The organism is Streptomyces piniterrae (assembly GCF_005048155.1).
Lineage (GTDB): Bacteria > Actinomycetota > Actinomycetes > Streptomycetales > Streptomycetaceae > Streptomyces > Streptomyces piniterrae.
Genome location: NZ_SUMB01000004.1, coordinates 382012 through 405153 on the forward strand (window position 1 = coordinate 382012; position 23142 = coordinate 405153).

Consider the following 23142-nt stretch of genomic DNA (forward strand, 5'->3'; position numbering starts at 1 on the left):
GGCCAGTAAAGGCGCAGCCCAGCGGCCCTCTCGCCGGCCCTTGCGGCAGCTGCCGTGTCACACCTTGCCAGCTCAGGCGCAAAGCAGGATAAATGTGAACCATGAGCGGAATTTCAGGCCGTCTCCGGCGTTGGCTGAGCCGCGCGCCCGGCCGTTCCGCTACTCCGGACGTGCCCCCGGCCGGGAGCGCCACCGGCGACCAGCAGGGCGAACGTTCTGTAGGGACCGGACGTCCGCAGCAGACACGGACCCCCTTGCCCGCACGCAGCGTCGCCCACGAAGTCTTCCTCCTCCAGCTGCTGCTCGTGGTGCTGCTCGTCGCGGCGGCGGTGGTGGCCATCGTCGTCCAGGCCCGGCGGGACACCATGACCGACGCCCGGCACCGGACGCTCGCCGCCGCCGAGTCCTTCGCCCATTCCTCGGGGCTCCAGGAGGCGCTGAACAGCGACAATCCCACCGCGAAGCTCCAGCCGCTCGCGGAGGAGGCCCGGAAGGCCTCCGGCGTCGACGCCCTCATCGTGTACAAACTCGACGGGATCACCCTCACCCACAGCGACCCCCGGCAGATCGGCAAGCACGTCATCGGCCCGTATGCCGACGCCGCCCGGGGCAAGCCCTTCACCAGGACCTTCGAGGGCGCACTGGGCCTCTCCGTGATCTCTGCGGCCCCCGTCAAGGACTCCTCGGGCAAGGTCGTCGCCATCGTCTCCGCACCGGTCACGGTGGAGAAGGTGCAGAAGTCGGTCAACCAGCAACTGCCCATCTTCCTGGGCACCGCGGTCGGCGCGCTGGCACTGGCCGGCGGCGGCGCGGGGCTGGTGAGCCGTCGGCTGCGCCGGCAGACCCACGGTCTGGGACCGGCCGAGATGACCCGGATGTACGAGCATCACGATGCGGTCCTGCACGCCGTGCGGGAGGGTGTCCTGATCGTCGGCCGCGACGGACGGCTGCTCCTGGCCAACGACGAGGCACAGCGGCTCCTGGACCTGCCGGCGGACGCGGAGGGGCGCCATGTCGGCGACCTGGGGCTGGACCACCGCACCGCCGAACTCCTGGCATCGGACCGGATCGCCACCGACGAGGTGCACCTGGCCCAGGACCGGCTGCTGGCCCTCAACAAGCGGTCCACCGACCCTCACGGAGCCCACCAGGGAAGCGTGGTGACCCTGCGCGACACCACCGAACTGCGGTGGCTGTCGGGGCGCGCCGAAGTGGCGCGGGAGCGACTCCGACTCCTCTACGACGCCGGGGCACGGATCGGCTCCACGCTGAACGTCGAGCGCACCGCCGAGGAACTGGCGCAGGTGGCGGTCCCCCGGTTCGCCGACATCGTCACCGTCGAGCTGCTGGACCCGGTCCTGAGAGGCGAGGAGCCGGCCGTGACGGGTACCCAGCCGCGTCGCACGGCCATCGCCGGCCTCGCGGCGGACCATCCGCTCCACCCCGTCGGCGAGCTGATGGGGTTCCTCCCGGGCACCCCGGCGGCGGCGCATGTGGACCAGGGCCGCTCCGTGGTGGAGACGGACCTGGCCAGCTCTTCCGGCTGGCGGTCGCAGGACCCTGAACGCGCCCGACGCATCCTGGACCACGGGGTGCATTCCCTGGCGGTCGTACCGCTGCGCGCCCGGGGAGTGGTGTTGGGACTGGTGGACTTCTGGCGGTCGGGGAGCTCCCCTCCGTTCGACGACGAGGACCTGTCCTTCGCCGAGGAACTGGCGGGGCGGGCCGCGGTGGGGATCGACAACGCCCGGCGCTACACCCGTGAACGCACGATGGCGATGACGCTGCAGCGCAGTCTGATGCCCCGCGGCCTGCCCGACCAGGACGCCCTGGAGGTGGCGCACCGCTATCTCCCCGCGCAGGCGGGAGTGGGCGGGGACTGGTTCGACGTCATCCCGCTGCCCGGCGCCCGGGTGGCGCTGGTCATCGGCGACGTGGTCGGCCACGGCCTGCACGCGGCGGCCACCATGGGCCGGCTGCGCATCGCCGTGCACAACTTCTCGGCCCTGGACCTCTCCCCCGACGAACTGCTCCGCCACCTGGATGAACTGGTCACCCACCTCGACGTCCAGGACGAGGACGCCGAGGAGAGACCGGCGATCACCGGTGCCACCTGTCTGTACGTCGTCTACGACTCCGTCTCCGGGCAGGTCACCGCGGCCACCGCCGGCCATCTGCCGCCGGCCGTGGCCCACCCCGACGGGAGGGTGGAGTTCCTGCACCCGCCGGTCTCTCCGCCGCTGGGGCTGGGCACCGGCCTGCCCTTCGAGACCGTCGAGCTGTCGCTGCCGGAGGGCTCCCGGCTGGTGCTCTATACCGACGGGCTGGTGGAGAGCCGCAGCCGCGACCTGGACACGGGACTGGACGCACTGCATGCGGCCCTCGCCGGACCCGACCGTACGCCGGAGGAGACCTGCACCACCGTCATGCGATCGCTGCTGCCCGCCAGGTCCGCCGACGACGTCGCGCTGCTGGTGGCCAGGACCCGACGGCTGGACCCGGCACATGTCGCCGAGTGGGATGTGCCCCGCGACCCGGCGGCGGTGGGCCCGGTCCGCAACGGCTGCGTGCGGCAGTTGGCGGAGTGGGGTCTGGAGCACATCGCCTTCGGCACCGAGCTCATCCTCAGCGAACTCGTCACCAACGCCATTCGCTACGGTGCCGAGCCCATCCATGTGCGGCTTCTGCACACCCGCACCCTGATCTGTGAGGTCTCCGACGGCAGCAGCACCTCCCCGCACATCCGCCAGGCGAAGGACACCGATGAAGAAGGCCGCGGCCTCTTCCTCGTCGCGCAGTTCGCCGAACACTGGGGCACCCGCTACTCCCCCAGGGGCAAGACGATCTGGGCCGCTCAAGCGGTCGGCACCGACACCGCCCCGGCCTCGGAAGAGGAGTCCGAAGAGGACCTCCTCGGCCATTGGGAGGACGGCGGGGAGTGGTGAAGCCGCGGCACGGCGCCCGCGCCTACGCTGGTTCGGACCTTGCCGCAGAGAGAAGCGTCGGGCAGCGTGGAGGCGTCGTGACCACACATCATCGGGTCGTCCGCGCAGCCGCCTCCCTCTGCTGTTTCAGCCTTGCGGTGCTCGGTCTCGGTGCCTGCCAGGACGAGAGAAACAACCGGCCGGTCGAGCCCTCCCGTGCCGAGTCCGCCGAGGAGGCGGGCGGCACGGCGGCGCTGATCAAGGCGGCGAAGAAGGAGGGCAGGCTCAACGCGATCGCGCTGCCGCGCCAATGGGCCGGCTACGGCAGGCTGATCGACGGCTTCGAGAAGAAATACGGCATCAAGGTCGTCGTCGACAATCCATCCGGCCACAGCCAGCAGGAGATCGATGCCCTGAAGGGCCACCGCGGCCAGGCGCGCGCCCCCGACGTGCTGGATCTCGGGGATTCCTTCGCCCAGTCGGCCGCCCGGCAGAACCTGCTGGCCCCGTACCGGGTCGCGCAGTTCGACCAGATCCCACCGGAGCAGAAGGACTCCGAGGCCCGCTGGTACAACAACTACGGCGGCTATGTCTCCATCGGCTGCGACGACACCCGCGTCCGTACCTGTCCCGCGTCCTTCGCGGATCTGCTCCAGCCGGAGTACAAGGGCCTGGTCGCGATGCACGGCGAACCCACGATCGCGGGATCGGCCTTCGCCGCCGTGTACGCGGCGGCGCTCGCCAACGGGGGGTCGTTCGACGACATCCAGCCGGGCATCGACTTCTTCGCCCGGCTCGACAAGGTCGGCAACTACAACCGGGCCGACCCCACCCCGGCCGCGATCGCCGAGGGCAGGACACCGATCAGCATCGAATGGGACTACCTCAACCTGGAGCACCTCGACCAACTTCGCGGGACGAGCGTGAAGTGGAAAGTCTCCATTCCCTTCGACGGCAGCTTCTCGCAGTACTACGCGCAGGCGATCAACAAGGACGCCCCCCACCCGGCCGCGGCGCGGCTGTGGGAGGAGTACCTCTTCAGTCCGGAAGGCCAGAACCTGCGCCTCGTGGACTACGCCCGCCCGGTGCTGATGGCCGCCATGGCGGAGAACGGCACCCTCGACAAGACCCTGGCCGCACGGCTGCCGACCGTCGAGGGCACACCGCAGTTCCCGACCGAGGCCCAGCTCACCAAGGCGCTGCGCACCGTACGTGAGAACTGGCCCAAGGCCGTCGGCAGCTGACCCGTCATCGCCCGCCGTCGAAACCGAACCTCTATCGACGCTGGTCCGGACAGGGCGGGAGACGGAGTTCGGCGACGGCTCCGCCGTCCGGGGCGTTGGAGAAGCGGAGGGTGGCCCCGAGAACATGGGCCTGGCCGGCGGCGATGGTCAGGCCCAGGCCGTGGCCGGTCCTCTTGCCGACATCCGACCCGCCCGACTGGCTCCGGAAGCGCTGGGGGCCCTGGTCGAGGAGGTAGGCGGGGTAGCCGTCGCCGTGGTCCCGCACGGTGATGACAGGCGCGTCGACGGTGACCACGACAGGCGACCGACCGTGTTTGTGGGCGTTGGCGACGAGGTTTCCCAGGACGCGTTCGAGCCTGCGCCGGTCGGTTTCCACCCGGGCGTCCCGTGCGACGCAGACCTCCGTGGTCGTACCGGTAGCCCCTACCGCGCGTTCGGCCAGTGGGCCCAGTTGGTGGTTGTCGAGGTCGGCGCTCTCGACCTGGGCGTCGAGCCGGGAGATCTCCAGCAGGTCCTCGGTCAGCCCGAGCAGGGTCCGCACGCGGTCGCGCACCATGTCGGTCGGGCGGCCGGGCGAGAGCAGCTCGGCTGCGGCGTGGAGGCCGGCGAGCGGCGTGCGCAGCTCGTGGGAGACGTCGGCGGTGAACCGCTGTTCGCTGTTCAGCCTGGTCTGGAGGCTGGCGGCCATCGCGTCGAGCGCGGTCGCCACGGCCGCGGGCTCGTCCTGGGGACGGTCGGGGCGCTGGGCGCGGGGGTCGTTCACTCGGGCGTCGAGGTCGCCGGTGCTGATGCGCCGGGCGACACGGGCGGTGTGGTGCAGCCGGCGGGTGATGCGGGAGACGGAGATCAGTCCGGCCGCCAGGGTGAGGCCGATCGCGGCGGCGGAGGAGCCGATGATGGCCCCGTCCAGACCGCGAAGGGAGGCCGCCTGTTCGCTGTAGTCCAGCCGTACCGCCAGCACCTTGCCCCCTGCGACGGGGGTGGCAGCCCACATCGTGGGGCTGCCCCGGTACGTGGCGAGTTGGGTCCCGCGCTCGTGTCCCCGCACGGTCATCTCGTGAAGCGGAGCGGGCAGGTCCGGCGGGTTCACCGCGACGTTGGGGGCGAGCGGTTCCCCGGCGACGTACGCGGACATGCTGCGGTCCAGTTCCGCCAGCGCCGTGCCGCGCGCACGGTCCTGCGTCTGGCGATCGACCATCACATGCACCAGGATGCCCAGCACCGTGGCGAGCAGACAGCACATGACGGTGATGAAGACGGTGGTCTTCCAGTAGAGCGTCGCCGTCCAGGCGGGCAGCCACCGCGGCGGACGCGGCCGGGAATCGTGCACGGTCACCGGCCCGAAGGGGTCGCCGAGGCCGGGGTCCGCCGGCCGTAGCCCACGTCCTGGATCGTCATGACCTGGTGCCGCGCATCCCACGCGTAGACCGTACGGCTCTCGTAGTCGGGCGCGTCCCCGGGCTCATGGATGACCAGCTTGTGGTCGGCTACCTCCACCGACTGCGGGTAACTGGTGGAGTCCAGGATGGAGTTCACCACCCCGTTCTTGACCGTGTAGGCATAGATGATCAGGAGGTGGCCTCCGCTCTCAACGCCGACGATCAGCTCGTCCTTCCCGTCGCCGGTCAGATCGTGGTACTCGGGGGCCCGCACGGGACACGAGCGCGAGCCCGGCTTGCCGGCGCAGGCGCGGATCCTGCGTTCCTCGTCCTTCTCGAAGACGGGCACGCCGCGGCGGATGTCCGCGTCGACCTGCGCCAGGAGGACGGAGCCCGCGGACAGCTTCCGGATGTCCCCGGAGGGCACCCGCGGCAGCGCGGTCAGTGGCTTCGGCGTCTCCTCCCCGCCCGTGGCCGGCGGGGTGGGGGGCGCGGGCTTGCTGTCGGGCCACAGTTCCGCCGGACCGGTGACGGCAGCGGCATGCCCCGCGCTCTTGGGCGCACCGGCCTCGGCACACCCGCCCAGCAGCGCCGCAGTACCCGCCACCACGACCGCCAGCGCCACCGCTCGTACGGCGACAGGGGCCGAGCGCAGGCCGCGGACCACGGGCACGGCGCTAACTCCGGAAGGCCCGGAAGGCCCGGCTGCTGAGACGTACGAGGCCAAACATTCTCTCCGAGTCACTCTGCGGCGGTCCGACAGGTCTGCCGACGGTAACCCATCCCTTGCACAACCTGTCGCCGAACCAGCGCGGCTCCCCTCACCCGCTCGATACCCGGCGCCTGAAAGCACCATGCCGGCCCTCTCCTGCGTGTGCATCGGCTGTCTATGAGTCCGCATGGGTTCAGTCGTCGGGCCATTCCCACGACATACCGTGTACGCCCGCCGGGCATCTGACCGGCAGCATGTGCGCCGTGTGCAGTGCGTCGAGCGCTATTCGACTGGTGCAGCGCTTTTCCGCGCCGATGTGCTCGCGGTAATAGCGATGGCAGGTCAGGGGCAGAGCCGCCGCGTGGAAATAGACATGCAGCAGGTATTCGCGCAGGTTCACCCGCATTCGGCGCTCGTGGTGCGTGGATATCCGCTGGCATCGGCCGAGCAGGATGTCGTAGTCGATCAACGCGGTCTCATTCCTGGCCAGCTCCCGGCCGAACAGGATCTCCACCACGACGGTGCGCAGCTCCGGGTGAAAGCGCACGGTGCCGGGAATTCCGCAGCGGACGACCACGTCGACCGACTCCGCGGCGGCGTCGTCGATACAGTGCACCGCGGTCACCCGTCTCGCGCCGTCGCGCGTGGCGCGCACCACCTGGTTCACGGAGTATTCGCGTATGCACCGGCGCTCGTCCAGGCGCAAGGTCTCCTTGATGACCACCGGACTGACGTCCTCGTTGAACTGCGCGAACGCCTCGCCCAGCGCCCGCTCTTCCACCGAGTTCTCACCGAAGACGCGCTGTGAGGCGGTCAGGTCCTGCGGCTCCGCCATGACCCGGCCGCGTGGGCGGTGCGGTCCGAGTAACGAGCGCAGGGCGCCTTCGGGTAGTTCGAGAATGGTCTCCAGCGCGTCCACGGCACGCAGCGACTGGAGGCGTTCCGGCTGGCTGCGGCCACGCTGCCAGTAGCTGAGGGTGGCCAGGCTGATGCTGATGCCCAGGGCCTCAAGCCGGTCCCGCACCCGCTCCAGGCCGAGGCCGCGCTGCCGCAGCGCCTCACGGAAGGCCTCCGCGAACGGGGACTCGGCCGTGGCGGGCGTGGCTCGGAAGGAGCGGAAGGAGTTGCCGTCGGAGTCGGCGGCCGGTTCGGGGCCGGCGGACGGTTCCGAACCGGCTGGTGCGGCGGTGCCGGCCTCGGTGGTGGCGGTGGAATTGGTATGGGCTCGGTCGTGGGGCGTCTCGGCCATGACGTGTCTCCGATGGTTCGCACGATGCCGCGCCGCCGCTGCCTCGTGATGACCAGCGATGTCGCGGGACCCTCTGCCAACAACACGGGGGCCGCTCACCGTATCCGGCGAGCGGCCCTTGTGTCCTGTGGGGCGGAAGTGAATCAGCTGGTGTTGTCAGTTGGTATTGAGCGTGAGCCCGTAGTGGGACAGGGCGTCGTCGAGCGGCTGGAAGTACGAGGAACCCGGCGAGTTCACCTCGCCGGTGCACTGCTGGGTCTTGGGGCCACCCGAGGTCATGCCCTGGGCCTGGTTGCCCGAGATGTAGGCTCCGCCGCTGTCACCACCCTGGGTGCAGACCGAGGAGCTGCCGAGACCGGTGACGACGGTATCGGGACCGCCGTTGGCGTCGACGTAGGTGACGGACACGTTGTACGAGGTGACCTTGCCGCAGGTCCAATGGGTGGTAGCGCCCGACTTGCAGATGTCGGCGCCCGGAGCGGCCCGCTCGCTACCGCTGACCGCGATGTCACCGGCGCTGTTCCAGGTGCCGACCTCGGTGGTTATGGAGTCGTCGGAGTCCACCTTGGCTATGCCCATGTCCACGCTGTTGGTGCCCGACGCGAAGCGGGTCTTCTCACCCTTGGCGAAGTGCTCTCCGTCGTACTGCAGGTCGGGCAGGTTCTCGACGCAGTGGCCCGCGGTCACCAGGTACTGCGTGCCGGCGGAGTCCTTCGCCCCATAACCGACCGAGCAGTAGCCGGGGCCGCCACCGATCGTCATCTTGCTGCCGGGGGCTATCGCGCTCTGCGGAGACACGTTCCCATGTCCCCGCACGACGCGAACCGCATCACCATGGGCCTTCGCCGCCTTGAGGAAGGCACGGGCCGCCGCACTCTTGTCGCTGTTGACCTCGACCGTGACGGTGTCGGAGGCGAGGTCGACCGACCAGGACGAGATGCCGGTGGGTGTCCGCTTAGTGGCCATGGCGTCGAGCTCGGTCTTGATACGGCCCAGGGCAGACTGGCCGCGCTCGGGCACCCGAGCATTCAGACCCGAGTCCTCGATCGCCGCAGCGATCTTGCCGTTGGACGCGTTAACCGTCAACGTCCCCTTGCTGTTGAAAAACGCGCCCTCCGTTTCGACCCCGTCCTTCTTCAACCCGGCGAGCGCACTCTGCTGCTGCGCCTGCCGGTCCAGCCGCTCAACGGCCGCCTTCTCGCTCACGCCAAGCGACTTGGCCAGGGCCTTGACCATCTGCGGCTCGTAGCGCGGCGACTCGGAGGTCGAGTTCCCTGCCTGTGCACCGGTGGCAACGGAGACCGAAAGCAGGGCGCCGACTGCGATGGCAAGACAATACTTGCGGGAGTCTCTCAAGGTTGTTCCTTCCAGTCGCAGAACAAGCGCCCCAGGTGGGGGGTTGAAACACACTGGAAGTCCAAGGGCTTCACCATGTTTCACAGGGCAGGCGCTTGTCTGGCGGCGCGGGTGGGGGCCGATCGCCGCGGACCAAACCCTGTCGTAGCCGTGATATTCGAGACAAGGTTCTTACCCGGCCCTCTTTTCAACAGAGTTGCGAAAAACTGTGAATTCGTGACCGTCCACGCACACGGGAATACGAGCCGTGACGAACTGTGGTAATTCTGCGCGGAGTTGGCGTGGCATATGGAGATCCCGCTGGCCGACGCCTTGCAGGCGGCCCTGTTCGGCTTCGGGCTGATCGGGGTCCGACGGAATGGTGCTTCCGTCGCTAAAGCGCGCTCGCGGTCACGGCCCCGGCTCCGGCTCCGGTGCTGGTGCCGGTCTGACTCATCGACTCCCCCGCCTTGTCGCTAGCCGAGGATCCCCCGGTCGTACGCCACCGCCACCGCCGCCGCACGGTCGTTCACGCCCAGCTTTCCGTACACATGCGTGAGATGCGTTTTCACCGTCGCCTCGCTGATGAACAGCACCCGTGCGATCTCCCGGTTCGCGGTCCCTTTGGCGACCAGCGCCAGAACCTCCCGCTCCCGGGCGGACAGCGCGACGCCGGCGGAGGCCGAAGGTGTGCGTACCGCCGTCACCAGGCGGGACGCCACCGCAGGTGACAGTACGGTGCGGCCCTCCGCCGCCGCCCGTACCGCCGTGAACAACTCCTCGCGCGGCGCGTCCTTGAGGAGATAGCCGGTGGCGCCCGCCTCGATCGCGGGGAGCGTGTCCGAGTCGGTGTCGTACGTCGTCAGGACCAGGACCTTGGCGCGGGCGCCCCGGCGGGTCATCTCGGTGATCGCGTCGACACCGCCGCCACCGGGCATCCGCAGGTCCATCAGGACGACATCCGGGTCGAGTCGCTCGGCCAGGTCGACGGCGGCGACGCCGTCGGCCGCTTCGCCCAGGACGCGGAACCCGGGGGCCGACTCGAACATGCCGCGCAGTCCGTCGCGTACGACCGGGTGGTCGTCGACGATGAGAAGAGTGATCAAAGGGTCTTTGTCAGTCATGGCGCACCAACGGTACGCGGGCCGATACCGCCGTCCCGTGCCCCGGCTCCGACTCGACCTCCACAGTGCCCGCGACGCGTTCCGCGCGGGCACGCATGCCGTCGAGGCCGAAGCCGCCGGAGCCGCTGCGGGGCGGGAGGGCGAGCGGGTCGAAGCCATGGCCGTCGTCGCGTACGTCGAGGGCGACCTCGTCGTCCATGTAGGAGAGGGTGACGCCGACGCGAGTCGCCTTGGCATGCCGAGCCGTGTTGGACAGGGCCTCCTGGGCGATGCGGACCAGGGTTCCCTCGATCTCCTCGTGCAGCGGTTCGGCGGTGCCGGTGACGGTGAACTCGGCGCGGGCACCCACCCGCCCGGCCCATTCGGTGAGGGTCGCTTTCAGGGCCTCGGGCAGCGCGTGGTGCTCCAGGGCGAACGGGCCGAGGTTCTGCACGGAGCGGCGGGCCTCGCCGAGGCTGTGCCGGGCCAGGTCGGCGGCGCGGTCCAGGTGGCCCCGGGCGAGGGCCGGGTCGGTGGCGTTCGCGACGACCTGGAGCTGGGCGATGATGCCGGTCAGGCCCTGTGCGAGGGTGTCGTGGATCTCGGCAGCCAGCCGGCGCCGCTCGTCGCTGACACCGGCTTCCCTTGCCTGGACGAGGAGTTGGGCGTGCAGGGCCGCGTTCTCGTCGAGTGCCTGCTGTAGCCGGGCGTTGGTGTCCTCCAGTTCGGCGATCGTGTCGGCCTGGACGCGGGTGCGCTCCTCCTCCTGGGCGGAGAGGTGGCTGAAGACGTAAAGCAGTCCGATATGGGCGGCGAGCACACCGCCGAACAGCAGCCAGCCCGTCTGTCCGCTCGGCGGCAGACCACCGGAGTTGGATCCCGCCATGATGACGGCGGTCGCGATCAAGCCGATGCGCACCAGGCGCCGGGGCAGCAGCCGTTCGGCGCCGAAGTAGCCCAGCACGGCGTAGAAGGCGAAGAGCGGGTTGAGCCAGGTCAGGGTGAAGGCGAGGGCCCAACGCAGCGCGTAGTAGACGGTGCTCGCGACGGACGGCCCGGTGTGCCGGCGGTTCGCCCGGCTCCACCACAGCTGGAGTGCGAGGGCTACGGGGACGAGGGCCGCGGCGGCGTACCGGTCGCCCGTGCTCATCAGCGGGGCGGCGGTGGCGACCGACAGGAGGGTGCCGACGCCGAGGAAGGCGTAGGGGCCCCAGCGTATGAACGACCCCCAGCGCTGCTCCACGTAGGCGTGGGCCTGCACGGCCCGCAGGGCGGCGGGGGCGGTGGGGGCCGTGGAGTCGGTCGGTGCGGTGGGTGAAGCGGGCGCGGCGGGCGGAGTGGGCGCAGCGGGATCGAGTTCGGGCGGTCCCATCGGCCGGCTCGGGGGCTCTGCCTCCGCGTCCCCGGTCCGAGAATGCGGGAGGGGCTGCTCGTTCCGTGTCCGTGTCCGTGTCCGTTCCGTACCCGTGTGGCTCACCATGGCCCCAGTGTCCTGCACACCACCCGTCACACCACCCGTCACACCGCCCCTCACCCCGACCGTCATCCCACCCCTCACCCCGGCCGTCACTCCCAGCGGAACCAGCGGGCCGCGGCCGCGGAGAGCACCGCGGTCCACAGGGCGAGTACGCCGAGTTGGTGCCAGGAGGGCCAGTCGCCCACCGTGGCCTCACCCAGGGCCTGCGCTGCGGCGCCGAGCGGCAGCAGCTCGACGATGCGGGCCAGGGTGTCCGGCATCGCCTGCACCGGAAGCCAGACGCCCGCGCTGAACATCATCGGAAAGACGACGATCGAGCCGACGGCGCCCGCGATCTTCTGGGTGCGGGAGAGCGCCGACACCAGAGCGCCCAGGGCGAGCATCACCAGAACGGCGAGGGCGAGAGCCAGGACGTATCCGAAGATCTGCCGCGGCAGTGGTACGTCGAAGGCCAGGCGGCCCACGAGCAGGGTCAGCGCCGCGGACACCAAGGTGGCCGCGCCATGCAGCCCCATCTGCGCGCCGAGCAGCGCGCCGGGCCGCACCGGGGTGGCCGACATCCGGCGTAAGATGCCGCGTTCGCGGTAGCCGGTGACGACCGGCGGCATGGCCTGCAGTCCGGCCATGATCATGGCGAGCAGAACCGACACGGGGACATACGCGTCGATGAGGCGCAGTCCGCCGAGAGAGGCGTTGGTCTCGCGGAAGCTCGGGATGGAGCCGAGCACCACGAGCAACAAGGTCGGGAAGACCGTGATCCAGAACAGTCCGCCCGGCTCGCGGCGGAAGAGCCGCGCCTCGGCCTTCAGGACGGCGCGGGCCGCGGCGGGGCGAGCGGTGGCGGCGGCAGCGGTGGCCGTACTCATGTCGTGGCTCATGTCGTGGCTCATGTCGTGGCTCCCGTCAGGTCCAGGAACGCGTCGTCCAACGTCGCGTCGGAGACCCGGAGTTGATGGGCTGTGATGTGGTGGCGGGCGAGCAGTGTGATCACCGCGTTCACGGTCTCGTCGGTGCCGTTGATGGAGACCCGGCCGTCCCTGTCGTCGGCCGAGACGGAGGCGGCGGCCGGCAACTCGGCCAGTTCGCGCAGGTCGAGCGGGCGCGACGGTGTGAAGGAGATGACCGTCGAGCTCGCGGACCTGCTGATAAGACCCGCCGGGGTGTCGAGGGCGGCGATCCGGCCCTGGTCGATCACGGCGATCCGGTCGCAGAGCCGCTGCGCCTCCTCCATGAAGTGGGTGACCAGGAGGACGGTCACCCCGCTCGCGCGCACCTCCTCGATCAGCTGCCATGTGTCGCGACGGGCCCGGGGATCGAGCCCCGTGGTGAGCTCGTCGAGTACGACGACCCTGGGGCCGCCGACCAGGGCGAGTGCGATGAAGAGACGCTGCTTCTGGCCACCGCTCAGCTTGCCGAAGCGGGTGCCGAGCTTCTCGGTGAGACCGAGGCGCAGGGCCAGCGGTCGCCAGTCGGCGGGCCGTTCGTAAAAGGAGCTGTAGAGCTCAAGCGCCTCCTGGACGGTGAGCTTGGCCTGGAGCTCGCTCTCCTGGAGCTGGGCGCCGAGGAGTTGGGTGACGCGGTCGTGGTCGGTGTTCGGGTCGAGCCCGGCGACCTTGACGGATCCGGCGTCGGGGATGCGGAGTCCCTCGATGCATTCGACGGTGGTGGTCTTACCGGCACCGTTGGGGCCGAGGATCCCGAAGATCTCGCCCTCCTCGACGGAGAATGACACCCCGTCGACCACGGCCCGGCCGCCGTAGACCTTGCGCAGGTCGCTGACCTCGATGACTGACATGCTTCGAGCATCGTCGGGCACGGCCGCCGAGAACATCGCCCATCGCGCTCGAAGCAGCATCAACCGATCGGTTGATGCCGGGGTACGACCGGTCGCCCAAGCAGGCATGGCAGCGCCGCGCCATCACGCCGACCACCCGGGCCGACGTCCACCGCAGGTCCGCCACCCAGCCGTGCGCGACGGGCTGACCGGCCTCACCCGTACGCCAGGTACCGCGCCTCACCGCCCCAAACCGGCAGCCTTGACCTCGCGTTGCGCAAAGACATCCTCACGACGCTCCGCCATCTGCCGCAGCGCATCCTTACGGTCCCGCTTCGACAGCCGGTCGAGATACGTGTGACCGAAGAGGTGATCGGCCTCATGCTGCAGACACCGCGCGAAGTACCCCGTTCCTTCGATGACAACGGAGTTGCCGTCCTTGTCGAGCCCACGAACGACGGCACGATCCGTACGAGGAACCGCCATGGCGGCACCGGGCACGGACAGGCAGCCCTCGAATTCGTCAACGAGTCGGCGGCTACCCGGATCGGGCAGTTCCAGGACGGGGTTGATGATGTGGCCGACATGCCGGATCCCGTAGTCGTCCGGGCAGTCATACACAAACAACTGCAAGTCGACGCCTACCTGATTGGCGGCCAGGCCGGCACCGTCGGCCACATACATCGTCAGGAACATGTCGTCGATCAACGCCGACAACTCGGCGGAGCCGAAGTCCGCCACCTCCTGGCACGGACGGCTCAGGACCTCCTCACCCACCACCGTGACCCGGCGCACCGAACCCCGTTCCGCCTCCGGCGGCAGAGCGGGATACGAGTCGACGGGTCGGCCCTGCACCCGGACTCGCCGGTCTATGGGACGGGACTGATCGTGACGAACAGGCATCGCTGTCTCCCCTTCTGCGCATGCCACAGACGCCGCGGACGTCACCGCGGCCTGATGCCTCCGAGCGAGAACCGCTTGCCAAGGCCTTTGCAAAGTAGCAGACTTTGCAAAGTGACCGAAGATGACCTCAACTCCCAGCCCGACCAGACGCGGGACACCGGCGATGAACTGCGCGAGCACGAAGTCCGCACGGCCCTACTGGACTTGCTGGCGGAAGTCGGCACCGTCACGGCGACCGAAGCCGCCGCCGAACTCGGCTACAGCTCTGGGCTCTGCTCGTTCCACCTGCGGCAGCTCGCACGGCACGGCCATATCGAAGAGGCCCCTCATAACGGGGGTCGCGCACGCCCCTGGCGCCTGCGGCAGCACACACCCACCGCCACTGCACCCGCGGAGGATCAGTTCGGCGACCTGGCCCGAGGACTGGAGGACGAGAGCTGGCAACGCTGGCTCGCCCAACGCGACCAAGCACCGGCCGAATGGCGCCACGACGAAGCCTTCAGCGCCGTCGCCTACCTGACGCCCGAAGAGATGAGCCGGCTCGCGGACACCATCCGACGCGCACTCGCCCCCTACCAGGACCGCGAACAACGCCCTCTCGCACGGCCTGACGGCGCCCGACCGGTGGCCCTCATCACCCGGCTGTTCCCCTTGCTGCCCCACGCGACAGACGGGACGGACCAGACGGACCAGGGTTGAGAAGCCGAGTACTGCTCAACGGCAAACGCGCTGGGAGCGGTCGACCGCGCGGGTCAGCGGGCGCTTGCCGTCACCCGCACCGTGGCTCCAGGCCGAGTTGTCGGGAGCAGCAGTCTGGCCCTGCCAGGACCGTCGGCCACCACTACCACCGCCGGCCCGGCCCCGGAGACGGACACCCGTGCGCCGTCGGGGAAGGCGGTGGCGGGCAAGGAGAGCAGTGTCCAGGCGCGCCGTGTGGTGCGGTCGGCGGTCAGGGTGAGGGTGTACGTCCGGGTGGCCGGGGTGTAGGACTCGGTGTCCGGGGTGCCCGCCACCGCCGGTGCGTACGGAGCGAAGGCCGGCTCCTTTCCGGGGGCGGGGCTGCCGTCGCGGTCGTAGGCGCAGTAGCCGCCGCCGTTGTTGGCACGGCAGCCGTACCACAGGGCCCAGCCCGAGGCGAAGCGGTCCATAGAACCCACTTGACGCCGCATCAGCTCTGCGTTTCCCGGTGTGGTCGCCTGCGGCGGACCCCATTCGCCGACCAGCACCGGCAGCCGGTGAGCGGCAGGGTAGCCGCCGATGGCGGCTTCGTAGTTCTCGATGAAGCGGCCCGAGGGGTCCCAGTCGGCTCCTGATTCAACGGCGGTGTCGTAGTAGTGCGGCGCGTAGCCGAGGCGATCCGCGCCGGGTCGCGGGTCGTCGAAGCCGGGCAGGCTGGTGGGGACACCCTGACCAACCAGGACGGTGGGTTCGAGGAAGAGCCACGCATCGGGGTCGACGGAGCGCACGGCGTCGATCAGCCGCCGGTACATGGCCGCCAGACGCCCACGCTCCAGGGCGGCGGATGCCTCGACCTGGTCGTCGGGATTGGTCGGGTCGCCGGAAATCGGCCCGAAGGGCTCGTTGAACAGGTCGTAGCCCAGCAGCGAGCGGTGTCCACACAGAACCGCCGCGACCTTCGCGTAGGCGGCGGTCTGGGCGACGCGCAGATCGGGGTCGTCGTACAGGTGCGTAAAAGCGGCCTGTACAGCGGGCTGGAAGTAGTCCGCGAACCAGTCGTCGGGGTTGGGCTCGAAGGGCAGCCCGTCGGTGCGGGTGGCCCAGGCGGGCATGCCGTTGTGACCGAACGCCGGGCCGAAGACATCCTGATGCCAGTCGATCAGGACAAGCACCCGGTGGCGGTCCGCCCAGCCCAGAACCCGGTCGAGGTAGCTCAGATAGCCCATGTCATAGCGTCCGCGGTGCGGTTCGACCTTCTCCCACTGGATATTGAGCCTCATCACTCCGAAGCCGTCGCTCGCCACCCGCGCGACGCGCTCCTCGGTCACCGTGTCGGTCTTGCCGAGGTTGAGCCCGCGCAGCCGCAGGACGCGCCCGTGCCGGTCGGTGAAGTGCGTACGGCCGTCGGGCGAGGTGACGGTGCCGGAGGGGAGGGGCCAGGCAGCGCCCTGCCCGCGCTGGGCGGCCGTCGGTTCGGACTGGAGCAAAGTCGACTCGGACTCAACGGCCGTCGGCGCGGTCACTCCCATCGCCGCGGCGGGGATGTTGGTCGGGGCGGCACACAGCAGGGCCAGCCCTAGGGCGATGATCGTGGCGGCGCGGCACATACGCATAACGCCCTCCTGACAACAGTAACTTGACGGGTAGTCAGCTCAGCGGTTCAGCCGCTATCTACCCAGAGGACGCCATCAACCACCACCAGGCACGAGGTGACGCGGGAGTGCCTCAACCGCAAGGGCCGCCGGCGGCGTATCGACGGCGATGACGTCGTCCCTCCCGCACGCCCTGGACGGGGTCGCCCGTCCAGTAGCCACCTGACCAGAGACCTCGCCGATCAGTCCGGATTCCGCACCCCGTACCCTCGTCCGACAACAGGCCGACGCAGACGGAGAGGGAGAGGGAGCGCATGACGGGGGACAAGAACATACGCGGGCTCGCGACAGGAGCCGGCGGAGCGTCCCAGTCGGCCGAGAACCTCCCTCCGCGACGCCGTACGGGCCCCGTTCACTGGCTCTTGTTCAACAGCGCGTGCGCTGCGGCCTCGGCGACCCTGATGTGGTGCTCGCCGGTCGTGCCCCTGCCGGCTCCGCTGCGCGGCGCGGGTTTCCTCCTCTCCGCACTGCTGATCCCCCTGGCGCTGGTTCTGGTGCCGGTCTTCTGGTTCCGCCGCGTCCCTCGGAAGAAGCGGAAGGTGGCCTGGGAGCTCGTCATCACCGTCATCGCCGCAGCCGGGCTTGCCGTCGTCTCCTACGGGGCCGGCGACGATCGGGCAATGCAGGACCGTGGCCGGTGGACCAAGGCCGTCGTGGTCGAGGTCGAGGACCTCAAGAGCGACAAGTGCACGCTCCGCACTCGCGACGGCCAGGAGATCTCCCCTCGGCTGGGGGAGGGCGACGGCTGTGATGCGGAACGGGTTGAGCCAGGCGATGAAGTCCAGGTGTTGTACGACCCCGAGGGCGCGGCCGGTCCGGCGGACGAGATGCAGACCGGCTCGTACGGATGGGCGATCGGCGGCCTGGCAGCGCTGATCGTCGCGACGGGCACATGCGGATGCGTACGGATGAATCGGTGGGACAACGAGTACGACGGGAACACCCGCTAGGACAACGCGGTGGGGACGAGGCGGAGGGGTGCGCGGCTGCATGCCGATGCAGTCCTGGCAAGAGACCTGGCGCCTCCCTATTCGTCACAAGAGGGCGGCGGCGGTATTGCACCGGGCCGGGAATTGTCAGTAATGGCTGTTCATGGCGGCACGCACCTCGGCCAGAGTGGCGTCAGCCACAGCCCTGGCTCGCTCGTTGCCTTCGCGCAGTGTCTGGCGGAGGTAGGCGCGGTCCTGCGCATACTCGGTTCGGCGGGCCCGGATCGGGGCCAGGTACTCGTTGACCGCCTCGGTAACGGTCTTTTTCAGCGCGGCAGCTCCCGCGGAGCCGATGTCGGCGGCCACTTGCTGGGGGGTGCGGCCCAGACAGAGGGCCGCCAGCAGGAGGAGGGAGGACACATCGGGGCGAGTGGCCGGGTCGTAGGTGATGTGGCGCTCGGAGTCGGTCTTGGCCCTCTTGAGCAGACGGGCGGTCTCATCGGCGTCGGCAGCCAACGTGATGGCGTTGCGGCGGCTCTTGCTCATCTTGGTGCCGTCCGTGCCGAGCAGAAGTGGTGCGCTCGACAACAGGGCATCGGGCTGGGGGAATACGGCTGTGCCATTGCCGTAGCGGTCGTTGAAACGGCGGGCGATGGTGCGGGTGAGTTCGAGGTGAGGGAGCTGGTCCTGGCCGACCGGGACCAGGTTGCCCTTGCAGAAGAGGATGTCGGCGGCCTGGTGGACGGGGTAGGTGAGCATCAGGCCGCTGACGGCGGACTGGCGCGAGTGGTTGATTTCGTCCTTGACCGTGGGGTTGCGGTTGAGCTCGGCGACGGAGACGAGGCTGAGGAAGGGCAGTAACAGCTGGTTGAGGGCGGGGACGGCGCTGTGCGTGAAGATCGTGCTGCGCGCCGGGTCCACGCCGATGGCGAGGTAGTCCAGCACCAGTTCCTCGACGTGTGTGGTCAGGTTGTCCGCTACATCGCGGTCGGTCAGGACCTGGTAATCCGCGATGATCACGAACATCTCCACGCCGAGGTCCTGAAGACGTACTCGGTTCTGCAGCGTGCCGAAGTAGTGCCCCAGGTGCAGGCGGCCGGTTGGGCGATCGCCTGTCAGCACACGGAATTGTCCGGGATCCTTGAGGATCCGCTCTTCCAGCACCGCGCTGCGGGCCTGCACGGCGGACATCCCGAGCGTGTCGGCGGAGGGACTTGAGGCGGACGTGTCGGGGTCTACGGTCTGGGGTGTGGTGTTCACGAGGTCTCCTGGTGGGTCGGTCTCGCCGTTCGGAGTGAGACGAGCCCTGGTCCAGGGGACGCAAAAGGGCCGTCCATCCGAACGGCCCGGGGGTCATGCATGAGAGGCGGCCGCTCCTACAAGGAGCGCCACCAGCTCAGACACGACGAAAGATGCATGGGCACATCGTAACGTCAGCTGCCGTGATCCGGGTGAAATAGTCAGGCTGCGCGGCGCCGCGCCGGCGGCTGGGTCGCACTCGCAGGGTGGGAGCCCCCACCCATCCATCGGAGAGTGAGGGGTGCTTCCCAGCACGCGGGATGTCACCCGGTACCGCACAACCGCCGAAACCAGCGCTTCCGGTGAATACGTGTCGACGCCTTACGCCCGGCCAGCACCAACACCAACACCGCTAGCCACAGGTCAATTCCGCGCCCCAGTCACAGAGACTGAGGTCTTCTTCTCAACGCAGGTCATTTCCAGCACCCAGTTCAGTGACGGTTGATATCTGCGCAATGGTGGGGTGCCGATTTCTGCCGCTCACCGGCCGCGCATGACCACCCTGCTGCCGACCAGCCGGTCGTGCAGGCTCTGCCTCTTCTCGCTGAGGTTGGTCGCCGTCGCGTTGGCGACGAGGAACACCGGGACCGTGACCATCACGAGGTTGCTCAGGTGGCGCGCCAACGCGGCGCCGTAGGAGAGGCGTCCGCCATCCGTGTCCCGGACGACCTCCATGCCGAGGAGCCGCTTGCCCGCCGTGGCGCCCCAGCGGGACACGCTCAGCGGCGAGTACAGCAACAGGAAGGCGAGCGTCCACACGGCGGCCGAGGGCAGCCAGACATCCCCCGCCGAGGCCGCCTCGAGGATCCGGTCGACGGCGATCAGCGGACCCAGGATGACGACGACGGTGATGGCCAGGTCGATGGCCACGGCGAAGCCCCGCCGCATGGTGTCAGCCGGGGAACCGGGCCGCGATCGGGATCCGACAGCCATCCAGGGAAAGGGCTGAAGCGGACCGAGGTCGTCGCCCGATGACATGCGTCCGAGCATTTCTCTTTACGCTTTCGATCTTGTAGCCGTTCTTTCGGCCACGCACGGGGCGAACAGGCGCGGAGTATATGTCAGCGCCTGTTCCCTGCTCGCCTCGCGGGACATTTACGCCCGCTTATCGAAATGATCTCCGCGCGCGGATTGATCTGCAGGCTGCAGGATGCAAGCTGCCGGCTGCCGGCGGGATCGGGGATCGGCGGTGCGAGACGGAACAGCGTGCCGCTGTTTTTGACGGGTTCGTTCCGGGGACAAGCGGGCGGCGCGCCCTTATCGTGAGACTGCTCACCAGAGGGGGAACTGATGGAGCAACGGGGGGAAAGCGTTCTGCCGCAGTATTCGGCGGACGCCGTCACGCGGAAGCTGTGCGGACACGCGTACCGGCGCATGGACTTCGCCGTTGCCATGACCAGGATGTTCGTCACCGAGAGGTTCCGGGCACACGGCCAGCCCCAGGGCATCGACCTCGTCGCCGTGGTCCGGCACGCCCGCCGTGCCGGCCGACTGTTCCTGCTGCGCGACGCGACGCTCGTGCTCTGCCACGCCGCACTGCTCGCGGGTGTGGCGGGGAGCATCGCCGCCGTCGTCGAGCGGGACCCTGCCCGTCTGGGCACCTGTCTGCGCCTCGCCCTGGGCGGGTTCGTCGTTGGGACGATCCTCGTGTACGTCTGGGGCTGGGTCCTGTGGCGGATCGCGCAGGTCGTCCAATGGGGGCAGGCCGCACCGCGCGAGACCGCCGCTCCCGTGAGGGCGGGCCTTGAAGCGGAGCTGGCCAAGCTGGACGAAGGCAACGTCGTCGTGTACTCGGCCCTGGGACCCGACGGTGAGCAGCCGTTCCTCGGCAGCGGCATCGACGTCCTGGAGAGAGTGTGGCCGGGCATCGACGTCAGCCGCCCCGCCGAGGACGACCAGGGCCGCGAACTCGACATCAAAGGGTTCACCGCCCAGGAGCTGCACGCCTACGTGACCGAGCGCATCGCCGACCTCGCCGGACTCGACGGGCTGCGCGCCCTCAACCGCCTCTACGTCCAGGGTCACCACGTGCGGGACCTCGGCACGAACCTGTTGCCCGACCCACTGCAACGCCCGGCCACCCGTATCGACCCCGGCCTGGTGGAGGCGGGCGTCACGGAGACCAGCGAGGTGACGCGCACGTACCTGACCTTGGAGCTGGTGGGGACCCGCGGCTCGTACGTCGTGACGGTGCACGTACGGGCCAGGCTGGCCCGTACCCGGCTGTCCTGGGAGATCTCCGCGTACTACCTGCCGCCCGTGTACGCGCACCTCGACGGCAAGCCCACCCGCCGCCTGGGCATCGGCGAACACGCCTGGACAATGGCCTTGTTCACCCGCCAGGAGCTGCTGGAGCAACTGCTCGGATCCATCCGCCGACTGCTCCAACGACCGGCTCGGCGGCTCGCCGACGCGGTTCGGCTGCTGTGGCGTCGCCTCATGATCGCCCGCCCCCACAGCTACTACGACTACGGCGCGGGCGGCACCCTGCGCGCCGTGGCCTCCGACCCTGAACGGCAGGGGGACTACACCCAGCGCATGGACGCTAAGGATGCCATCCAGCGCATCCAGCAAGCGCTCCTCCGGGCCACCGAGCAGTTCCTGGAAGAGCACCACATCAACACGTCCGATCTGCGCGACGCCAAGAAGACCATCAACAACCAGACGTACAACTTCAGCGGCCCGATCAACGGTCAGAACATCTTCGGCAACCACGGGATCAACTTCGCGGCGGGCATCCGGCAGGGCGCCGGCGCCGGGAGCGACGACGGCAGGGGTGCCGACGACAAGAGCGCGAGCCCGTCGGTGGCGTCGGGCAACACGGCGAAGTGAGGAGGACGCGGATGGGTACGTACCACTTCCACGGCGGGGTCAGTGGTGTTCAGAACAGTTTCGGCGACCACAATCAGAACCTGCTCGTGGCGAACTTGGACGAGTTGGTGGAGCGTGTGCGTGCGGAGCAGCCCGCCCAGACCTCGGAGGCCGAACAGCTCCGCGACGAACTCGTCCTCGCGGCGACCCAGAACCGCCCCGTGGACCAGAGCCGGACACGGGAGTGGCTGACGACGATCCGCGAGGGGGCCGGCGCGAGCAGCGGGGTCCTGACCCTGGTCACATCCCTGACGGCACTCCTGGGCCTCTGAAGGACCTGGGTCGACGCCAGGCCGCGTCCCATGCCGCAGTGTGCTTGGCGAAGATCGGCCACACCCTGCACCGTGATCATCCAGTGGAATCGGGGAAGCGCAGGCCCGGCGCGTCCGAGTCGAGGCCGACGTCCGCACCGCCACACGCGGCACCGGCGCCCGCATGACCCGCGACGAGATCGCCCCCGATCCGGGCCTCCCGTACAACGACAAATCCCCACGGTCTCAGCGAGACCGTGGGGATTTGGTTGGTGTCCGAGGGGTGAGCTGGACCAATACCCCACGGATCACGCCACTCACCGCCGAATTGGAGCTGGCCCCGTCGTAGTCGCACATTGGAGTCCCTGGCAGGAGCCGCAGACATGGGCTGGTCGTGGTGCATCGCCTGTGAGCTGCGGAGATCCGCTTATTGTGACCACGACGGCACATATACCAAAGCAAGACGGACGCGCTGTTCACCCTCGGCAGGCGGGGATTGTCGCGCCATCCGTCTGCTGACGAGACACGCCGCGTTCCGACCCCTGCCCGACGACCAGTAGACGACCCCATGGCTGGAAGGGCCATTGACGCGGCGGCCGCCTCGCCGAGCATTCCGTGCGCGGAACCCCTCCGTCGAGGATGACGGCCGGGTGGATCTCGCGAAGGCAGTTCTGGCGGGCGGCTCCAACTGCCACCGGCGGTTACCAGGCCCCGCTTCGTCTCCTCGGTCGCCACCGGACGGCACACCCGGATGAACAGGGCCCTGATCGGTTCCGGGCCCAGCCGCAGCCGGGCCCAGTCGATCGCGGCGGTGGTCGGAACCCGCCACGTCCCCTTCCAGCGGCCCATCCGTTCCAGCCCATGGCGGAGCCGCGCGGCCTCCTCGGGCATCGTCCTTCTTGTCCGGCGAGTGACCCAGCAGGGTGACCTCGGCCCCCATGGCGGCGGCGATCTTGACGCCGAGGTGGCCGAGTCCGCCCATGCCGGGCACGGCGACCTTCCTGTCGGGGCCCGCGTTCCACCGGCGCAGGGGCGACTAGACAGTGACGCCCGCGCACAACAACGGTGCGGCGACGTCGAGTTCGAGCGCATCCGGGATGCGCCGGACGAAGCGCTCCGCGACGACGATGGAATGACCGTAGCCGCCCAGGGTCACGGTCCCGTCGTGGTCGCGGGAGGAGTACGTCATGACGAAGCCCTGAGTGCAGTACTGCTCCTCGTCCGACTTGCAGGGCGCACACTCACCACAGGAGTTGACGATGCAGCCGATCCGACGCGGATGTCTGCCATGAGCCGAAGCGGCTCGTGATCGGGGCCTGGTGGCGGGGCATCCGATGCGTCAACGCGTTCCGACGTCTGTGC

At 69.3% G+C, this 23142-nt stretch carries 19 protein-coding genes; 6 read left to right on the top strand and 13 right to left on the bottom strand.

The genetic code is table 11. The annotated features are described in order from the left end of the window. Window positions 1-101: 101 nt before the first annotated feature. Both FCH28_RS14250 and FCH28_RS14255 read left to right on the top strand, forming a co-directional pair. The gene (locus FCH28_RS14250) at window positions 102-2945 is read left to right on the top strand and encodes a SpoIIE family protein phosphatase (RefSeq protein WP_246102818.1); all 2844 of its coding nucleotides are present in this window, start codon (window positions 102-104) and stop codon (window positions 2943-2945) included. A 77-nt stretch (window positions 2946-3022) separates the two neighbouring features. Further along, window positions 3023-4168 (top strand): ABC transporter substrate-binding protein, encoded by a 1146-nt coding sequence (locus FCH28_RS14255; protein ID WP_136740244.1) that lies wholly within the window; start codon window positions 3023-3025, stop codon window positions 4166-4168. 31 nt (window positions 4169-4199) lie between these two features. On the opposite strand, the gene FCH28_RS14260 is transcribed toward FCH28_RS14255, so the two are convergent. The 9 genes from FCH28_RS14260 to def all read right to left on the bottom strand — a co-directional run bounded on the left by FCH28_RS14260 (window position 4200) and on the right by def (window position 14100). After that, window positions 4200-5498 (bottom strand): sensor histidine kinase, encoded by a 1299-nt coding sequence (locus FCH28_RS14260; protein WP_136740640.1) that lies wholly within the window; start codon window positions 5496-5498, stop codon window positions 4200-4202. A gap of 2 nt (window positions 5499-5500) precedes the next feature. Continuing rightward, window positions 5501-6220: a hypothetical protein gene (locus tag FCH28_RS14265; protein WP_136740245.1), complete on the bottom strand. Its 720-nt coding sequence runs from the start codon at window positions 6218-6220 to the stop codon at window positions 5501-5503. Window positions 6221-6452: 232 nt separating this feature from the next. Then, window positions 6453-7508 carry an XRE family transcriptional regulator gene (locus FCH28_RS14270; protein WP_246102821.1) on the bottom strand — a complete coding sequence of 352 codons (1056 nt, stop codon included), beginning with the start codon at window positions 7506-7508 and terminating at the stop codon, window positions 6453-6455. Window positions 7509-7664: 156 nt separating this feature from the next. Next, window positions 7665-8864, bottom strand: a complete 1200-nt coding sequence (locus FCH28_RS14275; RefSeq protein WP_136740246.1) for a S1 family peptidase — start codon at window positions 8862-8864, stop codon at window positions 7665-7667. A 455-nt stretch (window positions 8865-9319) separates the two neighbouring features. Then, window positions 9320-9967 (bottom strand): response regulator, encoded by a 648-nt coding sequence (locus FCH28_RS14280; protein WP_136740247.1) that lies wholly within the window; start codon window positions 9965-9967, stop codon window positions 9320-9322. Beyond that, window positions 9960-11318, bottom strand: a complete 1359-nt coding sequence (locus FCH28_RS14285; protein ID WP_136740248.1) for a sensor histidine kinase — start codon at window positions 11316-11318, stop codon at window positions 9960-9962. The genes FCH28_RS14280 and FCH28_RS14285 overlap by 8 nt, the downstream gene beginning before the upstream one ends. A gap of 194 nt (window positions 11319-11512) precedes the next feature. Then, on the bottom strand, window positions 11513-12289 hold the full coding sequence (locus FCH28_RS14290; RefSeq protein ID WP_136740644.1) for an ABC transporter permease: 777 nt from the start codon (window positions 12287-12289) through the stop codon (window positions 11513-11515). 20 nt (window positions 12290-12309) lie between these two features. Beyond that, a complete protein-coding gene (locus FCH28_RS14295) occupies window positions 12310-13218 on the bottom strand; it encodes an ABC transporter ATP-binding protein (RefSeq protein ID WP_136740249.1) in 909 nt (302 codons plus the stop codon). A gap of 219 nt (window positions 13219-13437) precedes the next feature. After that, complete coding sequence (gene def, locus FCH28_RS14300) at window positions 13438-14100, bottom strand: peptide deformylase (RefSeq protein ID WP_136740645.1); 663 nt, start codon at window positions 14098-14100, stop codon at window positions 13438-13440. A 111-nt stretch (window positions 14101-14211) separates the two neighbouring features. Between def and FCH28_RS14305 the strand changes: the two genes are divergently transcribed. After that, window positions 14212-14799: a helix-turn-helix domain-containing protein gene (locus FCH28_RS14305; protein ID WP_136740250.1), complete on the top strand. Its 588-nt coding sequence runs from the start codon at window positions 14212-14214 to the stop codon at window positions 14797-14799. Between the two features lie 53 nt (window positions 14800-14852). Here the strand turns inward: FCH28_RS14305 and FCH28_RS14310 are convergent, their stop codons facing one another. Then, the gene (locus FCH28_RS14310; RefSeq protein WP_136740251.1) at window positions 14853-16391 is read right to left on the bottom strand and encodes a cellulase family glycosylhydrolase; all 1539 of its coding nucleotides are present in this window, start codon (window positions 16389-16391) and stop codon (window positions 14853-14855) included. Window positions 16392-16849: 458 nt separating this feature from the next. Here FCH28_RS14310 and FCH28_RS14315 point away from each other — a divergent pair, with 458 nt between their 5' ends. Beyond that, the gene (locus FCH28_RS14315) at window positions 16850-17380 is read left to right on the top strand and encodes a hypothetical protein (protein ID WP_187363833.1); all 531 of its coding nucleotides are present in this window, start codon (window positions 16850-16852) and stop codon (window positions 17378-17380) included. A gap of 126 nt (window positions 17381-17506) precedes the next feature. On the opposite strand, the gene trpS is transcribed toward FCH28_RS14315, so the two are convergent. Together trpS and FCH28_RS14325 are read right to left on the bottom strand one after the other, a co-directional pair. Further along, a complete protein-coding gene (gene trpS / locus FCH28_RS14320) occupies window positions 17507-18550 on the bottom strand; it encodes a tryptophan--tRNA ligase (RefSeq protein WP_187363844.1) in 1044 nt (347 codons plus the stop codon). A 588-nt stretch (window positions 18551-19138) separates the two neighbouring features. Further along, window positions 19139-19546 (bottom strand): RDD family protein, encoded by a 408-nt coding sequence (locus FCH28_RS14325; protein WP_136740253.1) that lies wholly within the window; start codon window positions 19544-19546, stop codon window positions 19139-19141. 402 nt (window positions 19547-19948) lie between these two features. Between FCH28_RS14325 and FCH28_RS14330 the strand changes: the two genes are divergently transcribed. Both FCH28_RS14330 and FCH28_RS14335 read left to right on the top strand, forming a co-directional pair. Next, the gene (locus FCH28_RS14330; protein ID WP_136740254.1) at window positions 19949-21490 is read left to right on the top strand and encodes a hypothetical protein; all 1542 of its coding nucleotides are present in this window, start codon (window positions 19949-19951) and stop codon (window positions 21488-21490) included. An 11-nt stretch (window positions 21491-21501) separates the two neighbouring features. Next, window positions 21502-21801: a hypothetical protein gene (locus FCH28_RS14335; RefSeq protein ID WP_136740255.1), complete on the top strand. Its 300-nt coding sequence runs from the start codon at window positions 21502-21504 to the stop codon at window positions 21799-21801. Between the two features lie 1015 nt (window positions 21802-22816). Here FCH28_RS14335 and FCH28_RS40075 read toward each other — a convergent pair. Next, window positions 22817-22969 (bottom strand): hypothetical protein, encoded by a 153-nt coding sequence (locus FCH28_RS40075; protein WP_425471927.1) that lies wholly within the window; start codon window positions 22967-22969, stop codon window positions 22817-22819. Window positions 22970-23142 lie beyond the last annotated feature (173 nt).